A 23,976-nucleotide genomic window follows, 5' to 3' on the forward strand; every position below is an offset into this window, starting at 1 on the left:
GAATGACCGGGTCGTCCGTCCTTGCTGTAGAAGCGGGCATTCGCGCAGGCCGTTCGGCGCTGTCGTGGATGGGCGATTGCAGGCAGCCTCTAGTTCAAACCCGTTTTGACCACGGCGGGACGCGGGGGGCGTGATCCCCTCGCGGGCGCATTCTGATTCGCGCCCGTTTTTGCGGTGTCGCCCACACATTCGGTCCCATTGACCTTGTCTGCTGCATCGTATTGCCGCCGTACTGTCGCGCAGCGCTGGCCGTTGCCCGCGTCCAGCAGCGGTATCGGCTTGTCGTCGATTCCGAAAGCAGCCAGTTCGAGTTCGTTGTTGCGCTCGTCCAGGACGCGCCGGGCGCGGTGGAACGGGTACTTGACCGGTCCATTCGCCGGCGCGCCGTCGACGCCGAAATATGCCCATTCGACCTGGCGACCCAGCTTGTCGTTGACAAAGGTGACCCGTGCGAACTTCTGGTCAAGCAGGGCGGGCTGACCCTTCTCATCCGCGTACGTCTGCTCGATGAGGTTGCCGTGGATGTCATAGTGATTGAAAACGGTCGCGTATCCGTGGCTGCCGCGAACGGGTTTCGCATCGGCGCCAAAAAAAGTCACGCCTACGTCCTGTTCGAGCCTGTTCTTCACGTACACGGTGCGCGCAACGCCGTTAATGTCCAGCACGGGTTTGCCATCGACGCCAAAGTAGGATGTCTCGACCAGCCCGCCAGCCGCGTCGTATCGATTCACTTGCTTTGCATAGCCTTCCGGCCCCTTGAGAGGCTTGCCATCGGTATCGAATGTCGCGAATTCGAGCACATTGTCGCGTTGATCCCGAACCCAGGTCGCCCGATGATAAGAAAAATTTCCCTTTCCGATGACCGGCTCGTCGTGCACGCCATAAAGCGCCGCCGCGACGGTTTGACCAAGCTCGTTATTCACGGATGTGATGCGAGAGATCCCGTCGCTCCTCAAGGTGCGCGCCCCATCTGTTCCAAAGTAGGCTTCTCCGACTATGTCACCACTGGCATCGTAGCGGGTCTCCTGCCGGGCGTATCCCTCTTTTATTTGCACGGGTTTGCCGTCGACGCCGTAGTAAGCCTCACCGGTCTCCTGGCCGTGTTGATTGTTCGTGTAGACGACGCGGGCGATTCCGTCTGAGTTTGCGACGGGTTCTCCATGAACGCCGAGATACGTCTTTTCGACGAGGCGGTTCCCCGCATCGTAGCGACGCGTCTGTTTCGCCCACCCGTCCGCGCCCACAACAGGCTCGCCGCTCACGGACAGAAATTCATCTTCCACGAGCGCACCGCTTTCGTTGTAGAGACTCCTGTGCTCGGCATAGAGGTTCAGTAATGCAAGCGGCGCGTCACGTTCGTCGAAATAGCGCTCATCCACGACGTTGCGATTTCGGTCATACCTGCGGGCCACGCGCGCATACCCGTCTTTCGAGCGAACCGGCTGACCACGCTCGTCGAAATAGCGTTCGTCACTGACATTGTTGGCCTCGTCGTACTGCTTGAAGACATGCGCGTATCCGTTTGAAGAACGCGTCGGCTTCGCGTTCCCGTCGAAAAACCACGTATCGGTTTCACGCCCGCATGTGTCGAAACCTGCTTTCCTGAGCGCGTAACCGGCTGTCTGGCTCTGCCATGGTTTGCCGTCGGGTCCCCAATACTCCGTTTGTACCTCGTTGCCCTGCGAATCGAAGAGTCGACTGATCGCCGCGTATCCCCCGTCGATTGCTTCCAGTTCTCCGTTGCCGTTTTGATACTCGGTGCGAACCTCGTGGTGATCGTGATCGAACTGGCTGACCCGCCTGTGGTAGCCGCCGTTTCCTGGGGTCGGCGTCCCGTTGGCATCGAAAAAGGTCACTTCAGTCAGATTCCCGTCGCTGTCGTGCGACAGCCGCATCCCCGCACCGCCCCCTGGTCCGGACGTCGGACGGCCGTTGCGGTCGAAATAGTGGTCCGCGGTTGGCTTGCCGTCGCGGTCATAGTCCGTTTTTGCATAGGCCAATCCATTTCCCAGATTGCCGTCTTTTGTCAGGCACATTTGTTCGATTGCGTTGCCGTGCTGGTCGTATTCGAGCTTCGATGCGTAGCAGAAAAGCTTGAAGGTCGGATTCTGCCGAAGCCGCCGCCCGTCTGCGTGCCAAAGCGCAGGGGCGACGCAGTTGCCTTTGTCGTCATAGGTGCATGTGAACTTGCTGAACCCGTATTTAACGTTGGCGGGCCTGCCCGCTGCGTCGAGGAACTCCGCGGCAACGAGGTTGCCGCGTTCGTCACGCGTCAGCAGGCTAGTCGCGGTTCCGTCGTTTGCGAGCATCGGGCGACCGTCCAGCCACAACGATGTCATCCGGATCACGTGGCCCTTTGCATCGCGCTGATATTGCCGCATGAATACGCCATTGGCATCCGGCGTGGGTCTTCCTGCCTGATCGAGGTAGCGCACGCGCTGACGATAGCCGTCTTGCGAATAGTCCACGGCCTCGTAGGCTTCGCAGCTTCCGTTTCCCGCCGCAACGGCTCCGTTCGCGGAGACCGGGTACTCGTTACGCTCATTCGGGTGATGGGGGTCCGCGGGGGAATAGACCACGGTCCGGATGCGATGTCCATTGCGGTCGACATAATTTTCGTAGACGACTGACTGGTTTTTGCTGTCATACACGTATTCGGTTCGACTGGTACGCCTTTCGATGTCGGTATCGCCCACGGCCTGGATCGAGCCTTGTTTGTCCATGGGTTCCTTCGATGCGTTGACCAGCTGAACGCTCAGTACGGGGCCGAGCCGTCCTCTCCTTGTCACAAGATACGACGCGTTGCGCTGCGCGACCTCTTCGCTACTCAGTTCATCGACGCCCTTAGGCACGCCACGAACGTCTAGCGTTTCCTTGAAGTACGCCTTGTAGTCGAAGACATATGCAACGAGATAGCAAAGGTATCCGGCAGCAGCGGATGCCGCGAAGCCGAGGCCAAACGCAAACCACCGGCTGCGGCGGGTTCGTGCCCGTTTCCGGTCCGCCCGCTCCGCTTCTTCGCGCTGATGCGCTTCCTCGCTCGCGTCGAGAAATTTCATCGCGCGCGTATAGCATCGCGCGTCGCCGTAGCGCGCAGCCCACTGGGCAGTGGGTTTTTCTTTCAGACGCCACGCGGTTGCGCTCGCGAGATCGGGACCTCGCCAGAGGTCGGCCTTGCCCTGTTCCCAACGCAAGGCCCAGTCGGAGAGCCGCCGGTACAGATCCGCCGATTCTGCTTCCTCCGCTGACCACGCTGCAAGCTTGTGCCACTGGCGGACCAGACTTTCATGGCTCAGGTCGAGCACCGTGTCCGGGTGCAGCGGTGCTTCGGTTGGACTCAGCATGCAGCGATCGGGCCGCCGGAACGCGTCCGCGACGGCGATCACCTCATCGATGCTTGCGCCTGAGACGCCGCTCAGTTCGTCGACCCGTGCGGGTGCGCGGACGTCGCGCCGTCCGTCCGCCGAACCGCTTAACCGCCTGAACATGAGTTGCGCAATGCGTTGCCGCTCGGGTGTCAGTTCGGCAAGCACTTCGTCGGCGTGATTGGATAGCGCAGACGCAAGCCCACCCAAGGCATCGTAAGCTTCGACGGTAAGGACTGGCGCTGCCATTGCCTCGTCGCGGCGGCTCCACAAGCAGGCGAGCGCATGCTGAAGCAGTGGCAACTGGTCGGTGTCGGTGCCGAAGTCGTTGAGCAGCCGGTTTTGCAGCCGGGGATCGACTTGCGCGCCGAATACACGGGCAGGGCCGCAAATTGCCAGTTGCAGCTCATCGCGGGTCATGCGAGGGGCGAGGTATTGACTGTCGCTGACCGCTTCGGGCAAACCGCGAAATACCGCGCACTCGCCGAGATAGTCGGAGCGCATCGTAATGACGATGTAGATCGGTGTCTCGGTCTGGGCGCAACTGGCGAGCAGTTGCGCGACGAACGCGTCCGCCTCGTCGGAGGAGAGTTGCTCGCGGTAGCGAAAAATTTCCTCGAACTGGTCGACGAGCACCAGCAAGGCTGCGCCCTGCATCGTCTGGGCGCCCTTGACGATTTCGATCAGTCCGAGCGGCCCCCGGCGCAGCGTTGCTTCGATGAAGGCGATGGACTCCTCAGTGTCGCGCCCGGGGCCGAGCACGGTGGGTATCGCGAGCGCCTCGGCGAGATGCCGCAGCGGACTGTCACCCGGGCGCAATTCGGCAATTCGCCAACGCGCGCCCACTTGCGCGATGAACCCGGCCGTCAGGGCCGGCAGCATGCCAGCCCTGACAAGCGAGGACTTCCCGCAACCGGAAGGGCCGATGACTGTCAGGAAGCGGTTCGCGGCGATCCGGGCGAGCAACTGGTCGATCTGCGTTTCGCGGCCAAAGAAGATGTCCGACTCGTCAAAGCGGAAAGGCCGCAAGCCGGGATAGGGGTGACTGCTGAACCCAACGATCAGCTCCACGATTCATCCTTATCCCGGCGTCAGTCTTTGCACGAACGGAAGCAGCGCCGTGGGGTTGACGCCTGCACGGCCGTCGAGCACGAGGAGGCCGGGCAGTGCCACGGCCAATTCTTTCTTCTGCTCGGGCGGAGGACCCAGATAGATCGCCAGCGCGGCTAGCGCCCGCTCGCGCTGGCTCAGTATTTTTCGGCCTTGTCGCAACTGGTCCCGGATCCACGCCGGCTCCGACGCGCCATAGATCAGCACCAGTCCGTCGCATTCGTTGAGATTGTCCTCGAGATCCCGCCGCACGCGTTCCGGGCTTCCTTCGAGGAGCGGCCAGTAGCATTCCACACCGCGTGCAGCGAGCACCTCTCCCAGTTGGCGCGCCACGTCGAGATCGTCCCTGTCGGCATTCACAAACACCGATACACGAGGCGAACGGATCTTTTCGGCTGGCGGTTTGCTGCGCGCGGCTGCGACGACGGCGGCCTTGAAATCTTCGAATCCTTCGGCTCTCGCACCCTCGACCAGCGCGTGATGCGTCTCGTCGTCGATGGCGGAGAGGTCTTCGTTGGGGTGACGCCAGAGAAACATCGGCTTTTGGCACTGGCTGGCAATCTGATACTGGAGGGCGGGAAAGCGTTTGTCGCCGGCGAAGCGCGCTTTTCGGCCTCGTGAAGTGCTCAGCAATTGAACGTAGAGTACGCACCGCTTCAGGTCGGCTTCCATGGCGGCGCGAAAATCCGCTTCGCTGCTTTCCGGATACCAGGTGTCGGGGAGGACCTCAAGCCCGGCCTGTCTCCCATAGCCGTTGAGTTCTTCTTCCCGGCCTTCGAGATCGTCGGTCGAGCGTGCGACGAAGATGCGTTCCGTCACCGCCGCCGTGCCAGCCTGATTACGCACGCCGCGCTCTATGCGCAGCTGCTTGAGCGTCCTGGCGATCCGGTCGCTCAGGTTGATAACCATGGTGGTGTAAGCGTGTTCCTTCATGTCCGGCGGTCCCAGCGTACGAGTTGCGCCGTCAGCGTCGGGATCCCGGGTCCAGAACTTGAACCCTGTCAGGTCGCCAAATTCGGGCGGCCGGGCGCGCAAATCGGTTTCCCGGCAATCGACGATGAAGATCCGTCCGTCCGCGACGCAATCCTTGACGAAACCGAGAAACGCGCTCCTCTCCCTCGTGCACCATTCCGATGCCAGGTATCCCATGGACATGACGACGAGGAGGATTGCAGAACCCTTGAGCGCTTGCATGATCCCCGGCGTGAGCGGCCGGTTGCCTTCTACGGCATGGTCGATCCAGATTTTGAGGTCTTCGGTGCCGAGGCGCTGCTTCAGATCGGTGTGCAATTGCCGCAGCAACGTGTCGACCCAGGCGGGCTCACCCTCGTTGTCAAGGTGCGCGTAGCTTACGAAGATATCGTGTTCGTACCCGGAGGCGAATGCCATTTTGCAACCCTCGCTTATTCATAGCACCGGCGGTCGGCGACGAACGGCGTTTGGCTTTCCACTTTAAAACGAATCAGCTATTTTTATTTTAGAGTCTTCGCGAGGATTCGCCTGATTTTCGTCAGTCGGGTGAACTTCCGGGTTGGTCGATCCGCGCTACGCCGACCGTGTAGCTCGCCTGGCCTTCAAATCCTGTCGAGTCGAACCGTCTAAAGGCGCAGGGCCGATACGGCTCATGGGGGGTGCCCCGCGCGGACGGAACCTCGTTTACCGGCGTAGAAGGAGGCGGTAGTGCCCCGCGCCATTGCGAGCCTGCTGGACGAACTGAACGCGCCCGGCGGACCTCGTGATTTGTGGAGGAGCATGCGGCGGAGATCCCGTCTTCGCGGAGGAGGCGCTCGCACGCGGAGGCATCTGGAAATCTATATTCCTTTTGACGAGCCAACGTTGATCATCGTACAGGCGCGAGCGTTGGCACGATTACCTTCAGCCCCGGGCAGTGGCTCGTGAGCGGTGGCTCTGAAACACCGGTGCGGCTTTGGCGCATGCAAGTGGACGAACTAATCAGCCTTGCACGCAAAGGGGCCGGACGGAACTTGACGGCCGACGAGGGGCGGACGTATCTGCCTGGACGTCCGTATCGTGCGACGTGTTCGTTCTGATGCCTGTCGTACCATGGACCACACGTGACTGGCGAATGATCGGGAGGGCAGGTGAACATCGATTTCTCAGGGCGTGCCATTCTTGCGTTGCACTTTACGCCATCGGGCGATGCGGCTGGCAACGGGCCGCGCCGCGTCTTCCTGTTTAGCGGACATATGATCGATGCCCCCGGGCGAAAGATTCCGCGTTTTTCGCCGCACAAGGAGCCACTCGTGACACGCGCTACGGCAGAGCTGCTGAGCCGCCTGGATGCCGGACCGGCCGATCTCGCGATCTGTGGCGGCGCGTGCGGCGGCGATCTGATCTTTGCCGAGGCGGCGCTTTCGCGCGGGGTGCACATCGAAGTCTATCTTCCGTTCGATGAGCCGGTGTTCCTCGCACGATCGGTCGACTTCGCCGGTGCGCAATGGCGTGCCCGCTTTGAGGCCGTCAAGTCACGGGCAGTGCTTCATGTCATGCCCGAGGAGAATCGGCTCGCCGATGAAGATGGCGCAACCTATGCACGCAACAACCAGTGGATGCTCGAATCGGCGACACGATTCGGTGCGCAGAAGGTGGAGTTTATTGCGCTATGGGACGGACGTCGGGCCGATGGGCCCGGCGGTACACAGCATCTGATCGAGGAAGTCCGCCGGATCGGTGGGCGGTGGCACGTCATCACTGTGCTTCAGACTGAAACGTGAGGGCATATCATGCCAAAACCACTATGTTTCGTCATCATGCCGTACGGACGCAGGCGAACCCAGCTCGAAGCGGGACAGGGGCCTGCGGAGATCGATTTTAACGGGCTGTGGGATCGCGCATACGTGCCGGTCATCGAGTCGCTTGGCTATGAAGCGGTGCGCGCGGATCAGGATACCGGTTCGATGATCGTCACCCAGATGCTCGAACGGATCTATTTCGCCGATCTCGTGCTGGCTGACATGACGATCCCCAACGGCAACGTGTACTACGAAGTCGGGATTCGTCACGCGTCGCAGTTGAAGGGCTGCGTGCTGCTCGCGGCCGACTGGTCGCGTCAACTCTTCGATCTTGCGCAACTGAGAACGGTCCGCTATCCGCTCACTGACGGCGACGTTACCTTACCCACAGCGCAGAGCATCCGGCAGGCTATCGAAGGGCCGATTGCGCGGCTCGCGCAAAGCACCTCGCCGATGCATGACGCAATCAACGGATTTCCGTCCAACGTGGACCCGCATGCGGCTTCCACGATGAAGCAGCGCATGGCCGAGCTTGCCGCGTTCCAGTCCTCCGTGCGCACGGTTCGCCTGCTTCCGCGCGCACAGCGGATGGACAAGGCGCAGGAACTCGTCAAGAAGCACGGTGTTCCACCGTTGATTGGGGCTGTGGTCCTGGCGTTATTGTTGCTGTTGCGCGATTCGGTCGAAGTCGCCGACGACTGGGGAAAACTGCTTGCCTTCATCGATTCGCTGCCAGAAGAATTTCGCCAACAGGAAGGGGTGCGCGAACAGCGCTCGCTCGCACTGTCGAAAATGGGAGCCGGCTTCGAGGCGATAGCGGAACTCGAAGCACTGGTTGAGACCTGTGGTCCCACGTCGGAACGCCTTGGACTGTTGGGGGGACGATACAAGCAGCTCTTCAAGGAAGCGACTGCGGCGGAAGATCGCCTGTCCTATCTCGAGCGCGCAATCGAGTGTTACGAGCGTGGCATGGAACTGGATCTTAACGAATACTATTGCTCGTCTAATCTGCCTCGCCTCTATCTGCAACGAAGGCAGAAGGGCGACGAGGAGCGCGCGCGGTCAGTGCTGAATCTGGTGATCGCGGCGTGCGAGCGCGCCAGAAAGCGCGGCATTACGGATGAATGGCTGCGTCCGACATTGCTCTGCGCGGCGTTCGACGAAGGAAATGCGGACCTGGCTGAGAAACTCGCGGCCCAGGTCGTCGCTGAGGGGGCTCCCCGCTGGAAGGTTGCCGCAGTGCTCGCCGACCTGAATACAAGCGTCGCGCAGATCGACGACAAGGCGAGACGCGATCGCCTGAAGACAGTGATCAACATGCTGGCGCCGTAAGGGCGCTCTTGCGCCAGGTTTGCCCATGGCATGCACGACAAGGAGCACGTCATGCAAGAAAGTGCGGAAATCGTTGCCGACCACTATCAAAAGACCTACGAGCTGACGCTGCAGATGTGGGAGCAACGTAACACCACGTTGCTGCAGTTACTGGCCGTAGTCGGGGTGGCTGCGCTCGTGACGTTCAACGTGCCGCAGGCGCAGCCACTGCTCGTCGATCTGATTGCGAAACTGGTCGGCATGTCCGACGAAGGGGCGCGACAAGATCTCCGACGAAGCTTTCCTTATGGCTTGATCCAGAGCATTCTGCTCATGGTCATCCTCTATCTGACGGCGGTTCTGTATCACCGTACGGCATTTATTCGCCGCTGCTACGCCTACCTTGCGGCGATGGAACCGGAACTAAGAGCCGGACTCGAACTGCCGCCCGACTCGGTCGCCTTTACTCGTGAGAGTGTCTTCTACGGCCAGCACAGGGCGACTTTTGGGCGGCTAGTGTCCGGAACGTATGTCGGCATGCTGGGTCTATTGTTGCTCGCGTTTCTTTGTGCACGTATTCTGGCAGATTTTTCAGACGGCAATTTTTTGATCGGAACAGTCGACGTCGCACTCGCGATTCCGATTGTGCTTTTATTTGTTGCGTATGTACGGTTGTCTTGAGAGCTGGGAACGACGCCTGCCGCTTCGTGAAAGTTCAGGTCTCCCGATATATTCAACTCACCCATAAGCGTCGCGCCGATGGGTGGTTTCGCGGGTGCGACAATCCCTACGTTTGGAATGAGTGAGCGAAAGGCATTTCGGCTGTCATCAAGCATCGAGCCTGCGGTGCCTCGTTCTAACCGTCTGGTGTCTGCCTGGGCTGGTGCATCGATGGTGAATACGGCCGAAGCCGGGCCGTGACGTTGCGAGACCTGAATCCGAATGCCGCGATGCCGAGTTTCGCGAGCAGGTTCGTTGAATTTGCAGTGACGCCCATCGCGCGCTCCCTCTCCGATAGTGGCTTGCGCGTTCGTTCGAAGTCCGCTCTCGCCACGTCGCCCGATATTGTGCATCCCTGACAGTTCGACGGCACCTTCGAATGCAAAAAGGTGGAAAGGAATAACATCATGAGTGGCGTCCGGACTCGATGCATGTCCGGGCTGGCGCATCCGATCGACATGGGGCGGGGCCGTGACTGGTCGCAAGCTGAGAGTTCACGCACTCGTATTCTGCGTTGCGGGCGCATTGCTGGGCAGCGGCGCGGCATCGGCAGATAAAGTCAAGGTTATGATTTCGGGCGATTTTGCGTCAGCTTATCGCGAACTGGGCCCGCAATTCGAGGAGGCGACCGGCGATAAGCTGGTCACCGTCTGGGGGCCTGCGGTGGGCACGGCCGTGAATGCCATCCCGGTGCGACTTGCGCACGGCGAGTGGGCCGACGTGCTGATCGTGGTCGACTATGCGCTCGACGATCAGATCAACGCTGGCGAGGTCGTGTCTGGCAGCAACGTGGACTTCGCACGCTCGGCAATCGGCATGGCGGTTCGCGAGGGGGCGCCGAAGCCGGATATCAGCTCGGTCGACGCGTTGCGGCGCACGCTGCTCGCTGCTCGCTGCGAAGTCGATCGTCTATCCGGACAGCGCAAGTGGAGTCTATATCGGCAGCGAACTGTTCTGGCGTCTCGGTATCGAGGGGCAAGTGGAGAGCAAGAGCCGCATGATCCCGGCCGAGCAGGTCGCCAGAGTCGTCGCGAACGGCGAAGCGGAGATCGGATTTCAGCAGACAGTCGAACTGTTGTCGGTGAAGGGGGTGACGGTGGTCGGCAGTCTGCCCGCGGAGGTACAAAGCTACACGGTGTTCTCCGGGGGGATCGCCACCAATGCGAAAAATCCAGCCGGCGCAGAGGCGCTGATCCGTTTTCTGTCATCGCCGGACGCGGCCCCCGCGATTGCGAGGACCGGGCTCGAACCGCTAACGCCGAAGGCTGCGAACTGAGCGAAGCTGCGAGCCCAGCGCGTCGCCGACTCCGTTTGCGACGACGGCGACATTCGCAGTCATGGGCCAGATTTTTCCCCCGTCGACGCTGTGGGTGTTCTCCAGGCATAGCAGCTTGACGGGGGCCTGTATCGTACCTGGGAGGAAGCGATGTGGACTAGCCAGCGCATCGTGAACGTCTTTGGGCGAGAACACGCCTCGAACGCCAGGAAGAAGGCGAGGCAGTACGCCGGAGAAAGTTCCGATCAACGCGACCGCATCCAACCCATCGCTGATCGAGTCTGCGGCACGCCAGCCGGCTTCTCGCGCGCCCGGTTCTGGAGCAGGTAGACGCCCGTGAGAATGGCCGCCATCGCGATCAGATCGAGCGGGCGCATCGGTTCGTGGCCGATCGACAATCCCAGCAGCAAGGCAATGACAGGCGGGATATACGTCACGCTGGAAGCCGCGACCGCGCCGAGCCGCCCGACAATGAAGTAATACAGGATGTAGGCAAGCCCCGTTCCTGTCATCCCGAGACCCAGGACGAGCCCAAGCGCTGCTCGCGTGTCGCCTGTTACACGGGCCATGCCGTGGAAGTCTGTGACGCAACTCAGCACGACAAGCGCGAAGCCGATCTGCCATGTCGAAAGCGCCAGTGGCGAGAGGTCGAGGCCGGAGAGAAAGCGCCGCGCGTACACGAACGAGCATCCGACGCTGAGTGAACCGGCGACCATATAAAAGACACCGAGCAAATCCACGCCGCTTGCCTGGGCATTCCATGGCCGTGCAATCATCAACACGCCCACGAAGCCGCTTACGATGCCAAAAATCATCCGCGCAGTTGGGCGTTCCAGGCGCAATAGCGCCCATGCGGCGAGGAAGGAAAACAGCGGGATCGCTCCGCTTAGCATGCCCGCCACGCTGGATAGCAGCAGCGCCGCCCCCTTCGCGAACGCGTAGTAGTAGACCACCGTGGCAAGCAGCGACATGACGAGGAAATGAGGTGCGTGGCGCAGATGGCGCCATTTCAGCTCGCCCCTGAGCAGCGCCATCGCCAGGATAGGCAGGAAGCCAAACAACGTCCGGAGAAAGACGATCTGGGACGCCGATATGTCGAGGCTCGCCCATTTCATGAACATGAAGTTGGTGCCCCAGATGAGGCCGAGCGCTGCAAAGGCGAGGTAGGCGGGGTTCATGGCGACGAACTCGAAGAATGTTTCCCGTCTTCATTGTGGTTACGCCGCCGATGCGGTACAAATGATTAAATTTTTCCAATGCAATAGGAAAACTACGCCATGAGACCCATCCCGCCCATGAAGGCCTTGGTAGCTCTGGAGGCTGCAATGCGGCTCGGCAGTTTTACTCTAGCTGCCGAAGAGCTGAGCGTGACGCCCGGCGCGGTCGGCCAGCAAATCCAGAAGCTCGAAGGGTGGCTCGGCGTCGCCCTGTTTGTGCGGCAGATAAGGCAGGTGACGCCGACTGCCGAAGGCCGCGCGTATTTCGCGCGGATCCAGCCGGCGCTCGCGGAGATCATCCATGCAAGCCGCCGCTTGCGGGAACGTCAGAACAAAGGCCTGCGGCTTTCGATGCCGCCGAGCTTTGCCGCAAAGTGGTTTGCTCCGCGCATGGCGGACTTGCTGCAGGCGCACCCGGGAATCGCGCTGAGCCTTTCGACGTCCACCACGCTCGTCGATTTCGAACTCGATGCCGTCGATCTCGCGATCCGGTATTTCAACGGCGCCGATCCGCAACTTTCAGTTCAACTGCTTTGCCCCGATGAGGGGCGCGTCTACTGCAGCCCAGCTTACGCGAAGAAGTGGAAACTGAAGCGACCCGAAGACCTTCGATCGGCGACGCTGCTCCACAACACATTGCATCCGCACTGGTCGGCCTGGTTGACGCGCTTCAGCAATCTTGGCGAAGCGCAGATCGAAGCGATCGCCGGCATTCAATTCGATCAGTCCTTGATGGCAATCGAAGCAGCCGTGCGCGCGCAAGGGGTGGTCCTGACAAGTCCCATCCTCGTGGAGTCCGAGCTTGCTGAAGGGTCGCTTGTCGAACCGTTCGGCAAAGCGCTGCCGCTGCCGAACGGATACTATCTCGTACACCCCGATGCGGACGAACTTCAACCAGGTGTGAAATCGCTGAAAGCCTGGATGGTCGAGAAAATGGCTGCCGGAAGCATTCTCCTGGATTCCGGCCGGGCAACACATCGATGATAGAAGCCATTTCCTCGTGAACGGCGCTTTACCCGACAACAACGGACGCTAGAGATCTCACCATGGAATATGTCGAAAGTCTGCGCGTTTTCCGGTCGGTGGTCGAATTGAAGAGTTTCACCCGAGCGGCGGATATTCATGGACTGGCCCGGCCGGCGGTGTCGCGGGCGATAGCGGGGCTGGAAGAGCGGATCGGATGCCGGCTGTTAAACCGCACCACTCGACAGGTCTCACTCACCGAAGCCGCGGAACGATTCTACGAAGGCTGCGTGCGCATCCTGGATGATCTGGATGCACTCGAAGCGGACGTAGCAAACCAGACGCGGGAAGCGGGCGGCGTCTTGCGCCTTGTCGCCCATACGACGACGACGGTAAGCCGGCTGGTTCCCTTGATCGCCGGATTCAAGCGAGCCCATCCGAAGGTCACGCTCGACGTGACGCTGACGGAGCGGCCCGTCGACCTGGTCGCCGACGGGTACGACCTTGGCATCGTCGTCCCATATATGCTGACGAGTGAAACGACGGTCGTGCGTCTGCTCGAACGAATGCCGGTTGTCCTCGTCGCGACGCCACAGTATCTGCAGGCGTCGTCAACGCCGGGACATCCATCGGAACTGGCCAATCATCTTTTTGTACCGATTTCGCCGTCCATTCGCCGCCCCAGTATCGGCTTCCGGATTGACGGGAACGAGCTGAGCGTTCCGCTTCGTTTCGATGTTTCATCGAACAGCCCCGCGTTCAACCTGGAAATGGTGCTGCAAGGTTTTGGGATCGGTGTCGTGCCCGTAGCGCTTGTAGAGAACGAATTGGCCTCGGGAAAACTCGTCCGCCTGCTCACCGATTTGCAGCTTGTCCACGACAGCGTCGAAATCCAGCTCGCTTACAGCAACCGGACACTGCTGCCTGCCAAGGTGCGCGCGTTTATCGACTATGCGGCCGCCTTTTTCACGGCGCTGGAGACGTCACGCTAGTCCGGTGAAAACGACCTGCGAAACGCGGCGGAAGTAAAAAGGGCCTCGCCACTTTCGCTGGCGAGGCCGATTGGGGCCGGACCACGTCCGCGCCAAGCCGAAGTTCCAGGCGGAATTCCCGATGTTCCTCGCGCAATTGTTGCGAGAAACGACAACAAGCTGATAACCCGGCCCGTATCGCTTCCCGATGGCCGTTGCATTAATGTGTGCGTATGCACTCAGATGATCTTCATGGTGACGACTGTTTCGCCCTTCGCCAGGCCTCTCGACACATTTCGAAGCTCTACGAGCGTCATTTGTCCGAGGTCGGCATCACGCCCACGCAGTTCAGCATTCTCAGGGCGTTGGGTCGTTGTCCGAATTTGACTATGGCTGAACTGGCCAAGGCGATGGTGATGGACAGAACGACCCTCGTTCGGGCACTTAAACCCTTGCTCCGGCGTGGACTGGTGGTTGCTCCTGCCGAAGGGCAAAGCAAGCGGCGACTGCGCGTCGTACTCACCGGGAGAGGGTCTGCGAAGCTCGACGAAGCGGCTGCTCACTGGGCAGCTGCGCAGGCCAGCTTCGAGCAGAGCTTTGGGCAGCCGCAGGCAGCTCATCTGCGTAGTGAACTTTTCCGCATGACGACCGACCTGTCCGAAAGGTAACCCCAAAGCAACAAACTGATTCACTTGCGTGCATTGCTACTTGAACACCTGAACACTATCGTGTGCATATGCACTTTTAACCGTGCGAAGACCTATTCCCCAGATCAGCCAAAGGAAAATCGAAACCATGAAGAATCACCCTGGACCCCAGGTGCGAACGGGCGCATGGACGGCCTCGATAGTCGCGGCGGTAGCGGCGCTCGGCCTGGCCGGATGCGTCAACTACGCCGGCATCAAGAGCGACAAGGAGATTGCGCCTCCCGCGAAGTTCGAGACAAAGCAGAGTTTGCCCGCCGAGGGCGGACAGTGGCCAGCAATGGATTGGGCTAAACAATTCGGCGATCCACAGTTGCCCACACTGATCGACGAGGCGTTACAAGGTAGTCCGACGATCGATCAGGCACGCGCTCGCATCGAGAAGGCATCTTCGTATGTCGGCAGTGCCAGGTCGACCCTCTATCCGAATGTGACGGGCAGCTATACCTGGACGCGTCAGCTCTATACGGGCAATGGCATCGTTCCGCCGCCGTACGGCGGCACGTGGCAGAGCGAGAACAACGTGCTCGCCAGTGCTTCGTGGGACCTCGACCTGTGGGGCAAGAATCGGGAACGGCTGCGTCAGGCCATCTCGCAGGAAAAGGTAGCCGACGCCGAAGCCGAAGAGGTGCGCATCTCCCTGGCCGCCTCGGTGGCAAGCGCGTACAACCATCTTGCGCAGCTCTACGCGTTGCGTGATATCGAGGTTCGCGAAGTGAAGAATCGCGAGGATATCGGGCGAATCACGGATGGGCGCGTTGGCGCGGGACTCGACACCAACGTGGAACGGCAAACCGCATATGGCGAAACCGCAACGAGCCGCTCCAGCGTCAGCGACCTCGATGGACAGATCACAACCGTACGCTACCAGCTTGGCGCGCTGCTTGGCGAGGGGCCGGACCGCGGCCTGAAGATCGCCAATCCGTCGCTTGGAGAAGGTGCCAGTGTCGCGCTCCCCGACAACCTGCCCGCCGACCTGCTTTCGCGTCGCCCGGACATCGTTGCGGCCTTCTGGCAGGTGGATGCAGCCACCCACGATGTGAAGGAAGCGAAGGCTGAGTTTTTTCCGGACGTCAATCTCTCCGCTGCGGCCGGATTTGACGCGTTTGGCTGGGGGCGCCTGTTTACGGCCGCAAGCCGTCAGATTCAGGCGGCACCAGCGATTCATCTTCCTATCTTCGATGCCGGTGCTTTGCGCTCCCAACTGAAGGGTCGCTATGCGGACTTCGACTACGACGTCGCAACGTACAACCAGACGTTGATCAACGCCTTATCCGACGTTGCCACACAGGTCACGCAGATCCACTCAGCCGACCGTCAACTGGTCGATGCGCAGCAGGCACTGGATGCGCAGACCAACGCGTATCAACTCGCCATCGTTCGATACAAGGCGGGCTTGAACCAGCAACTGCAGGTGCTGAACTCGGACGATAACCGGCTCGCGGCCGAAACGGCCGTCGTCAACATCGAGATGGACCGCCGCAGCATGCAGATCGGGCTGATCAAGGCACTAGGCGGTGGATTCGATGCTTCGCACGCTGACCTGGCGGCGACAGCAGAGACACCGATTCCTGCGTCGTCCAACGGCACGACAACTCACTGAATGACCCATTCGGCCGTCAGGCGTAGCCGCGGGACGGCATACCTCAAACCTTGTTGGAGCTATCGATGAATACACCTCAGTCACCGTCGGTCAACGAGCCGGCGAAGAAATCCGGAAAACGCAAAGCGCTGCTTGCACTGCTTGTTGCTTCCCTTGCAATCGCAGGCGCTGCCTATGGCGCCTACTATTTCCTTGACGCCCGTTACCACGTGGATACCGACGACGCGTACGTCAACGGCAACGTCGTTCAAATCACGCCTCAGGTCACAGGCACCGTGATCGCAGTCAATGCGGACAACACGCAGGTCGTGAAGAAGGGCGAACCGGTTGTCCAGATCGATCCGGCCGATGCAAAGATCGCGCTGCAACAGGCGGAGGCCAATCTCGGGCAGACCGTGCGCCAGACACATGGTCTGTATGTCGACGATGACAAATATCGTGCGGATATCGCGCAACGCCAGTCGGATCTATCGAAGGCACAGGACGATCTGCAGCGCCGGCTTTCCACCGGCATGACGGGGGCAGTGTCGAACGAAGAAATCTCGCATGCACGCGACGCCGTCAAGTCGGCTCAGGCTGCGCTCGACGCCGCGCGGCAGCAGCTTGGCGCCAATCGCGCGTTGACGGCCAACACGTCGGTCCAGAACCATCCGGATGTACTGGCAAGCGCCGCCCACGTTCGCGACGCCTACCTGGCTTATGCGCGCACCACGTTGCCGGCGCCGGTGACCGGGTATATCGCGCAGCGTACGGTTCAGGTCGGGCAGCGTGTGTCTCCCGGCACGCCGCTGATGTCCGTGGTGCCACTCGAACAGGTTTGGGTCGATGCGAACTTCAAGGAGTGGCAGCTTCGTCACATCCGGGTTGGACAACCTGTTGAGCTGACAGCCGACGTCTATGGTACCTCCGTCGTCTATCACGGCAAGGTGGTGGGCTTTACGCCGGGCACCGGATCGGCACTGGCGCTGTTGCCGGCGCAAAACGCGACCGGTAACTGGATCAAGGTGGTGCAGCGGCTGCCGGTGCGCATCGAGATTCCACCCGCGGAACTGGAAAAGCATCCGCTGCGTGTGGGTCTTTCAATGAACGTGGATGTCGACGTCAAGGACCCCAACGGCGCGCAGCTCGGGACAGACACTCCGTCGACCTACAAGACCGACGTATTCGCAAAGTATGGCGACGACGCGGATGCTGCTATCGCACACATCATTGCCGAAAACGAATGATCGTCCCCCACTGGTCAGGGGCATGTGAAAGCCGCCGTGCCCCCGCCGTGCCCCGTTCGCCAGATACACAATCGCCGGATCTTCACCATGACCACCAATCATCCGAATCATCCCCCGCTTACGGGGACGACACTTGCCTTGGGCTCGCTAAGCGTGGGCCTCGCGGGCTTCATGACAGTGCTTGACTCATCGATCGCCAACGTCGCTATTCCGACCATCTCGGGAAACCTGGGCGTATCGGTTGATGAGGGCACGTGGGTAATCACTGTATTTGCCGCTGCAAATGCGATCGCGATCCCGTTGACCGGCTGGTTGACCCAGCGACTGGGTCAGGTTCGCCTGTTCGTCGGCTCGATCCTGCTGTTCGTATTTGCGTCGTGGTTGTGCGGCATTGCGCCCACACTGCCGATCCTGCTTCTTGCACGTGTGCTGCAGGGCGCTGTGGCAGGACCGCTGATTCCGATGTCCCAGGCACTGCTGCTCAGTTCGTGGCCAAAGGCGAAATCCTCGCTGGCACTATCGCTATTCTCAATGATTGTGGTGACCGGGCCGATTGTGGGGCCGGCGCTCGGCGGTTGGGTGACGGACAGCTACAGCTGGTCATGGATCTTCTATATCAACATCCCGGTCGGGCTATTCGCTGCCGCGATGGTCTGGATTCTCTATCGCAAGCGCGATACACCGGCTAAAAAGCTGCCAATCGACGTTGTCGGGCTGCTGCTGCTGATCGTCTGGGTCGCGTCGCTTCAGGTGATGCTCGACAAGGGCAAGGATCTCGACTGGTTCTCGTCGAACACGATCATCGTTCTGACTATCGTTGCCGCAGTGGGCCTCGCGCTCTTCATTATCTGGGAGCTAACGGAGAAAAACCCTATCGTCGACCTTACCCTCTTCAAGCAGCGCAACTTTCTGGGAGGCACGGTTTCGATTGCTGTCGCGTATGGCATCTTTTTCGGAACGCTGGTGTTGCTGCCGCAATGGATGCAGGAGTACCTGGGCTACCGGGCCGTCGATGCGGGGCTCGCGACGGCGCCGCTGGGCATTTTCGCGGTGATCGGCGCACCGATCATGGGTAAGATCCTGCCTCGTTCCGATGCGCGCATCATCGGCACGTGTGCGTTCATCGGATTCGCGATCGTCTACTACATGCGCTCGTATTTCTACACAGATCTCAGCGAAGGGTACATTATCCTGCCGACCCTGCTGCAGGGTATGCCGATGGCGCTGTTCTTCGCACCGCTGACCGTAATCATCCTGTCGGGGCAACCGCCCGAAAAGGTGCCAGCCGCTGCCGGCCTGTCCACCTTCGGACGCATGTTCTTCGGCGGCATCGGCACGTCGCTGGCGGGCGTCGTGTGGAACAACCGGACGATCATGCACCATGAAATCCTGACGCAGCAGTCGAGTCCGACCAACCCGATGTTCAACGCGCAGATGAACACCTACCACTCGGTGCTTGGCCTGGGCCAGCAGGCATCGTATGCGCTGTTCGATCATACAGTGCAGACGCAGGCCGCCATGTTAGGGCTGAATGACGTGTTCTATGGCGCAGCGATCATCATGATCGTAATTATCCCGCTCATCTGGATCACGAGACCTGGCAAGGCTGGCGGTTCGAGTGACGCGGCCGCGGGTGCACACTGAAAGTCGGCTGGACCACCTACCGGGAACGATACAGGTTGTCCCGGCGCGGTGCCGCAATTGTGTCGTGCTCGGAGGGTTGAATATTCCGCGCGGCAGCAAGCTCCAGTCGCAGCGTTGTAATGGAGTCCGGCACATGGCGCTGCTTACGCAGGGGCGCCCCGGGGCCGGATGCCCTCGGGTAGGGAAGGCACTTCGCCGGGTAGCGCAGGAAGCTTGCTCGCTGGCAAAGGTGGTCGAACGATCTGGCCGGCGTACCGAAAATAACTGACGCGTTTGTCATCTACACGTCAGCATCCTGTCGAGTTCGTACCTCTAGACTACTGCTGTGCTGTCGCGATTGACACGCGACAGCGGCTCTCGCGTTTGCGCGCAGACCCGTATTTTTCGCAGGAGGGTCATCATGAGGCGAGATTCCGCTCGTTCAACGAGCGTTGATTTCCTGCGCGGCCTGGCGCTGATCGTGATTGCACTCGACCACGCCTCGCAGAGCGCGCTCTCGCATTTGACACTGCATACCTATGCATTTTGCGACGCGGCAGAGGTCTTCGTCTTTCTCGGCGGCTATGCGAGCGCCGCTGCATATTGCGAGTTGACAGCGACCGGTGGCGCAGCGCAGGCGCATCGCCGCTTTCTAAAACGCAGCTGGGAAATTTATCGTGGGTATCTCCTGACGGCCGCTCTGATGCTGCTTTGCGGCCTGGCGATGCTCGCGCTGCACATCCACACCGTCGTACTGACCTACACCGATGCGCCGCTGTTTTTGGTCAGGCCATTCCAGACGCTGCTCGATATCGCCACGCTAAGGCGCCAGCCTGATCTGTCTGCGGTGCTGCCGATGTATATCGGGTTCGCGCTGTGCGTGCCGCTGATGGCGCCGGTGGTTCGCCGGCGGCCGGCCACCGCCCTGCTGGCGAGCCTGGCGTTGTGGCTGTGCGCACCCTCGCTTGCGCATCTGCTGCCAAGCGCCGACCCTATCGGCTGGTCATTCGATCCGTTCGCGTGGCAGTTGATGTTTATGTTTGGCATGCTGTGCCGGCTGCATCCGGTGTCCGCCGAGTTCCAGGCTTCGCGGGCCGGACTACGGCTGACCTGGATCGCGCTCGCCGTGGCGCTCGCTTTCGCCGCTTACAAGTTGCTGATTGAGAACCAGCCGGAACCGGGCTATTTGAAACAGCACCTGACTTCCCTGAGAGTCGTCAGCTTCGTTTCGATCGCCTGGCTGGTCGCCCAGCTGAGCCGGCTCGGGTGGATCGACCGGCTGGCCGCGGCGCTACCGCCAGTGGTCACGGTCGGTCGCCAGGGACTGACCTGTTTTGTCTGGGGAACGCTCATTTCGATCGTTGCCGACACCGCGCTGCAGGTCGCCGCGCCTGCCTTTCATACACGCACGCAGGCGGTTGCTGCGGCGCTATTGGCCGACTTGCTCACGATCGCAGCGGTCCTCTCCGTCGCCATCGTTAGCGCCACGCTCAAAGCGAATCGACCGATACCGCGGCGGCAACACAGAAATGGACAACATGGATCCCGAAGCGTGATTGCCGCCGTCGTTGGTTTCGACCCCGACTCTGGTCGCGGTGGCAGCGGTACCCGTATCAATCGTCGTTGGCGATCGTGACCGGATGGCGCCAAAGGAGGAGCGCGCGGCGAAGCTCCTTACGGCGGCGCCTACCTCGATCTTTCAAGTCCTGGAGGGTCCAATCAGGGTCGACTCGTTCACAAATCGCGAAAGCGGACGCTGGCCTCCGCTCAATAGCGCATACAGTCAACGAGCCTTCAGGTGCGGCCATGCGATGCAGTTGATCCTTCGACCTTCGGCGATCAGTCGAGAAGGCTACGCAACAGCAGCTGTCGAGCTAGCCTCGGCGTTTGAATAAACCTCTTTTTTCGCCTATGTTCTGACGATGGAAACCTGGTTTCCCAACATTGCCTGGAACACCGCGCCTTGACGGTGGCAGATAGTCGAGCAGATCCACCATAAATGGAGTCTCAGATGACCGCCCCGGAAGCCGGTGAAATCAAACCCGAAGCATTGAGCGAGCAGGAGCGGGCCTGGATAACAAACTCTAGCCGCACCGACATCAATGGATGGGTTCATCTCAAGATTCGGGGCGCGCCCTTCCAGCGTGGCTTTCAACACGGGTATCTGATCGCTGCAGAGTATGCGGAGGCGCTTAGGGTTTACAAAGCGCTCACATTCCAGACGTTGGGGATGGAGTATTCGTTCTTCACCGACGAGGCTGCGAAATATCATCGGCCCATCATCGAGCGCGTCGCTCCTGATCTTCTTGAAGAAATGCGCGGCATTGCCGCTGGCCTGTCCAAAGCAGGCGTCCCGACAACCCTCGACGAAATCCTGGGCTGGAACGCCTACGAGGAGATGACCGGTTACTGGTGGCCCACCGTTGCACAAAGTTTCGCATCCACACCCGTCAGTGCCGGTACGTTAGCAAAGAGCCACTGCAGTGCTTTCATTGCCACAGGATCGTCGACGGTCGATGGCGGTATCGTGTTGGGTCATCAGAGCTTCACGGAGTTCTGGAATGGTCAGTTCATGAACCTGATCCTCGATATCGAACCAGACGACGGATACCGGATGGTCATGCAGACCTCCCCAGGCTGGATAGCAAGCATGACCGACTTCTGGGTGACGGGGGCTGGCCTCGTCGTCGCCGAGACCACGATCGTCGGGTTTGCGGGTTACGACACCCAGAAGATCCCGGAGTACATTCGTGCACGCAAAGCATGCCAGCGAGCGGCGAGCATCGACGAGTGGATTTCGCTGCTGGATGCGGGCAACAATGGGGGATACGCCAACATGTGGCTTGTTGGCGATATCGAAACGAAAGAGATTGCAAAATATGAGCAGGGCCTGAAGTATCAGAGCATCGCGAAGAAAAAAGACGGCTGGTACTTTGGCGACAATGTTCCCGACGATCCGCGCATTCGCAATCTCGAGTGTACCGACACGGGCTACAGCGATGTACGCCAGCAAACCGGTGCGCGCCGCACGCGCTGGCCTCAATTGCTGAGTCAGTATGACAGTGCGATCAACCTGGCAAATGGCCAGGCGATGCTGGGCGACACCTTCGATGTCTATTTAATGCGGATCAACCCGTCATCCCGCACCATCTGCGCGCACTACGATACGGACCCGATGGAATATGCAAGCGACCCGAATGCGGTATGGAATGTTCCATACTTTCCCGGGGGATCCGTAGATGGCAAGGTAACCACGTCCGCGATGGCGCGGGATATGTCTCTGAGCGGAATATTTGGCCGAGCCGATGGAGCACCTTTCGATGCGCAAGCGTTTCTGCGGATCCATCCCCAATGGAACTGGCAACAGGGATATTTGAAGAGCAGGCCAAGCCAGCCGTGGACCGTCTTCAACGGGTGATCCTATGCTTTCATCATCTTTCACGATGGTTGCGGGCTAGCACTGTAGCGGTGCCGCAACGCTGTATGGATCGCTATCGAGACTATCGGTCGAAGAGGACATCCGCGGCGGTCACGCCGGGTCCCTGCAGATCGTGCTTGAGCACGAAGTCAATTTCTCCCTCAGCCTTGGGCTGGATCAGGGAGGCGGCCGGAATCGCGTCACCATCCCCAAGAATCGAAAGTTACCTCCTGACGCTGTGACGAAGCGCCGCGCGCCCCGACGCTTATGTTCTTCGCAGGCGAAGCCAACGCCTCGCAGCTTGAATGAGCCACTCGGTTGCAACCCTTCAAGCTTCAGGAGAACTGTTCTGCCCGTTTTAAGTGAGAGAGTTCGGGACTTGATTAGCGGTGTTTCGATATGCAGTGTCATAGCAGGAGTTCATCTGTGAAAGGCGTTGGTCGCCTTTGCGCAATACTGATCCGTTGTCGCTCTGCGTTCTCCAAACCATCCACAATATTTGTGCCTGTTATAGAAAGCACGTAGTTTCGGGCTCCGCACCCGCCATGGGCGAGCGCAATGATGCGCTATCTGCGCGTGTCGACGATGATCTTTGCGTTCGCACCAGACTCGACGCGCTCGTGGGCCTTCGCGATTTCCGACAGAGGAAAAGTTTCTACCTGAGGATGTTGCAGCACCCCCCGTTCCAACAGAGGGGTGAGCACATCGATGGCTGCCTTCCTCACCGCGATGGGCAAGTTGTAGACGATAAAGAATCGCAGATTCGCGAAAGTAACGATCATCGATCTGAAGGGGACCTCGATCAATCCAGCCCCCGAACCATAGATCATCACGTCGCCGCCGAACTTCAGCAGTTCTCCATATTTGCCGGCATGTGCTGCTGCGTCGACTTCAATGATGGCGTCCACACCTTTGCCGACTGTGATTTCACGTACCGAAGCAGCCACATCCTGCTCGTTGCGATTGATGACCCACTCGGCACCAAGGCGGGAAGCGAGTTGGCACCTCTCCCGGCTGCCCGCCACGCCAATGACTCTTGCACCCGAGAGCGTCGCCAATTGCGTCACGTAGCCGCCTACCGCGCCGGTGGCACCGTAGACAAGGACTGTCTTGCCGAGAAGTCCTCCGCAAGCATGCACCGCGTACCAGGCCGTCAAAAGCGGAATCCCAAGTGAGGCGCCCGTCTCAGTCGACACACTGTCAGGGAGCGGCGCAACCTGGCTTTCGGGCAAGGCGATCAGTTCGGCTGCTGTACCGAACGGCCGCTGCCACTGACCGTTGATCGTCCAGACTCGCTGTCCGATCCACTGTTTCGAAACGCCTTCCCCAACTGCCTCGACGACGCCAGCGCCATCGCTATGAGGAATAACGCGCGGAAACTCCATTGCGGAGCTTGTGACGCCCGACCGCGACTTGACGTCTGAAGGATTCACGCCGGAGTGTGCGATGCGCACCAGGACTTCGCCCACTTGAGGGGCCGGATCAGGCTGCTCGCCAACGACGAGAACGTCTCGAGCGGGGCCTTTTGATGAATAGTGCGCGGCCTTCATATCTTTCAATCTCCGAGCTGGTTTCGTGAAGAGCGCTCGCAAACGGACGTGTCCCATCCGAGCTTCTCAGTGCAACGCTACCAATACTTTGATCCTTCGCTTCTGAACGCGCTTGTAAGAAATTGACCATACAAACCACCAGCCGCCGCTGGGCCAGGCGCCTATC

Annotated in this window: 16 protein-coding genes and 3 pseudogenes; 13 read left to right on the top strand and 6 right to left on the bottom strand. The window is 60.2% G+C overall.

Features of this window, described 5'->3' with window-relative positions; all coding sequences use genetic code 11:
* Positions 1-89: 89 nt before the first annotated feature.
* Positions 90-4,436, bottom strand: a complete 4,347-nt coding sequence (locus P3T23_RS12180) for an ATP-binding protein (protein ID WP_429316413.1) — start codon at positions 4,434-4,436, stop codon at positions 90-92.
* Positions 4,437-4,445: 9 nt separating this feature from the next.
* Positions 4,446-5,864, bottom strand: coding sequence for a toll/interleukin-1 receptor domain-containing protein (locus P3T23_RS12185; protein ID WP_429316414.1), 1,419 nt, complete (start codon positions 5,862-5,864; stop codon positions 4,446-4,448).
* Positions 5,865-6,577: 713 nt separating this feature from the next.
* Here P3T23_RS12185 and P3T23_RS12190 point away from each other — a divergent pair.
* The 4 genes and pseudogenes from P3T23_RS12190 (at position 6,578) to P3T23_RS12205 (ending at position 10,535) form a co-directional block, all read left to right on the top strand.
* A complete protein-coding gene (locus tag P3T23_RS12190; protein ID WP_429316415.1) occupies positions 6,578-7,210 on the top strand; it encodes a hypothetical protein in 633 nt (210 codons plus the stop codon).
* Positions 7,211-7,219: 9 nt separating this feature from the next.
* Entirely contained in the window at positions 7,220-8,560 is a 1,341-nt protein-coding gene (locus P3T23_RS12195) for a TRAFs-binding domain-containing protein (protein WP_429316416.1), read from the top strand.
* A 51-nt stretch (positions 8,561-8,611) separates the two neighbouring features.
* Positions 8,612-9,220, top strand: a complete 609-nt coding sequence (locus P3T23_RS12200; protein ID WP_429316417.1) for a hypothetical protein — start codon at positions 8,612-8,614, stop codon at positions 9,218-9,220.
* 510 nt (positions 9,221-9,730) lie between these two features.
* Positions 9,731-10,535: pseudogene (locus tag P3T23_RS12205) on the top strand (molybdate ABC transporter substrate-binding protein).
* Between the two features lie 245 nt (positions 10,536-10,780).
* Here the strand turns inward: P3T23_RS12205 and P3T23_RS12210 are convergent.
* On the bottom strand, positions 10,781-11,713 hold the full coding sequence (locus P3T23_RS12210; RefSeq protein WP_429316418.1) for a DMT family transporter: 933 nt from the start codon (positions 11,711-11,713) through the stop codon (positions 10,781-10,783).
* 99 nt (positions 11,714-11,812) lie between these two features.
* On the opposite strand from P3T23_RS12210, the gene P3T23_RS12215 reads away from it, so the two are divergent.
* From P3T23_RS12215 to P3T23_RS12255, 9 genes and pseudogenes are all read left to right on the top strand, one after another.
* Complete coding sequence (locus tag P3T23_RS12215; RefSeq protein ID WP_429316419.1) at positions 11,813-12,736, top strand: LysR substrate-binding domain-containing protein; 924 nt, start codon at positions 11,813-11,815, stop codon at positions 12,734-12,736.
* Between the two features lie 62 nt (positions 12,737-12,798).
* Positions 12,799-13,707, top strand: a complete 909-nt coding sequence (locus tag P3T23_RS12220) for a LysR family transcriptional regulator (RefSeq protein WP_429316420.1) — start codon at positions 12,799-12,801, stop codon at positions 13,705-13,707.
* A 269-nt stretch (positions 13,708-13,976) separates the two neighbouring features.
* Positions 13,977-14,069 (top strand): annotated as a pseudogene (locus P3T23_RS12225) (MarR family winged helix-turn-helix transcriptional regulator); the annotation flags it as partial.
* Between the two features lie 6 nt (positions 14,070-14,075).
* Positions 14,076-14,354, top strand: coding sequence for a MarR family winged helix-turn-helix transcriptional regulator (locus P3T23_RS12230; protein ID WP_429316669.1), 279 nt, complete (start codon positions 14,076-14,078; stop codon positions 14,352-14,354).
* Between the two features lie 127 nt (positions 14,355-14,481).
* Positions 14,482-15,993: an efflux transporter outer membrane subunit gene (locus P3T23_RS12235; protein ID WP_429316421.1), complete on the top strand. Its 1,512-nt coding sequence runs from the start codon at positions 14,482-14,484 to the stop codon at positions 15,991-15,993.
* A 65-nt stretch (positions 15,994-16,058) separates the two neighbouring features.
* On the top strand, positions 16,059-17,219 hold the full coding sequence (locus P3T23_RS12240) for an HlyD family efflux transporter periplasmic adaptor subunit (RefSeq protein WP_429316422.1): 1,161 nt from the start codon (positions 16,059-16,061) through the stop codon (positions 17,217-17,219).
* A gap of 87 nt (positions 17,220-17,306) precedes the next feature.
* The gene (locus P3T23_RS12245) at positions 17,307-18,863 is read left to right on the top strand and encodes a DHA2 family efflux MFS transporter permease subunit (RefSeq protein WP_429316423.1); all 1,557 of its coding nucleotides are present in this window, start codon (positions 17,307-17,309) and stop codon (positions 18,861-18,863) included.
* A gap of 337 nt (positions 18,864-19,200) precedes the next feature.
* Positions 19,201-20,478, top strand: a complete 1,278-nt coding sequence (opgC, locus tag P3T23_RS12250; protein ID WP_429316424.1) for an OpgC domain-containing protein — start codon at positions 19,201-19,203, stop codon at positions 20,476-20,478.
* 375 nt (positions 20,479-20,853) lie between these two features.
* Positions 20,854-22,260, top strand: coding sequence for a C45 family autoproteolytic acyltransferase/hydolase (locus tag P3T23_RS12255; protein WP_429316425.1), 1,407 nt, complete (start codon positions 20,854-20,856; stop codon positions 22,258-22,260).
* A gap of 94 nt (positions 22,261-22,354) precedes the next feature.
* Here the strand turns inward: P3T23_RS12255 and P3T23_RS12260 are convergent.
* The 3 genes and pseudogenes from P3T23_RS12260 to P3T23_RS12270 form a co-directional block, all read right to left on the bottom strand.
* A pseudogene (locus tag P3T23_RS12260) lies at positions 22,355-22,447 on the bottom strand (2-oxopent-4-enoate hydratase); the annotation flags it as partial.
* Positions 22,438-22,671, bottom strand: a complete 234-nt coding sequence (locus tag P3T23_RS12265; RefSeq protein ID WP_429316426.1) for a pyridoxal-phosphate dependent enzyme — start codon at positions 22,669-22,671, stop codon at positions 22,438-22,440. The gene P3T23_RS12265 and the pseudogene P3T23_RS12260, both read right to left, overlap by 10 nt.
* Positions 22,672-22,826: 155 nt before the next feature.
* A complete protein-coding gene (locus P3T23_RS12270) occupies positions 22,827-23,810 on the bottom strand; it encodes an NADPH:quinone reductase (RefSeq protein WP_429316427.1) in 984 nt (327 codons plus the stop codon).
* Positions 23,811-23,976 lie beyond the last annotated feature (166 nt).

Origin of the sequence: Paraburkholderia sp. GAS448 (genome assembly GCF_050435685.1) — a bacterium.
In the GTDB taxonomy this organism is placed as follows: domain Bacteria; phylum Pseudomonadota; class Gammaproteobacteria; order Burkholderiales; family Burkholderiaceae; genus Paraburkholderia.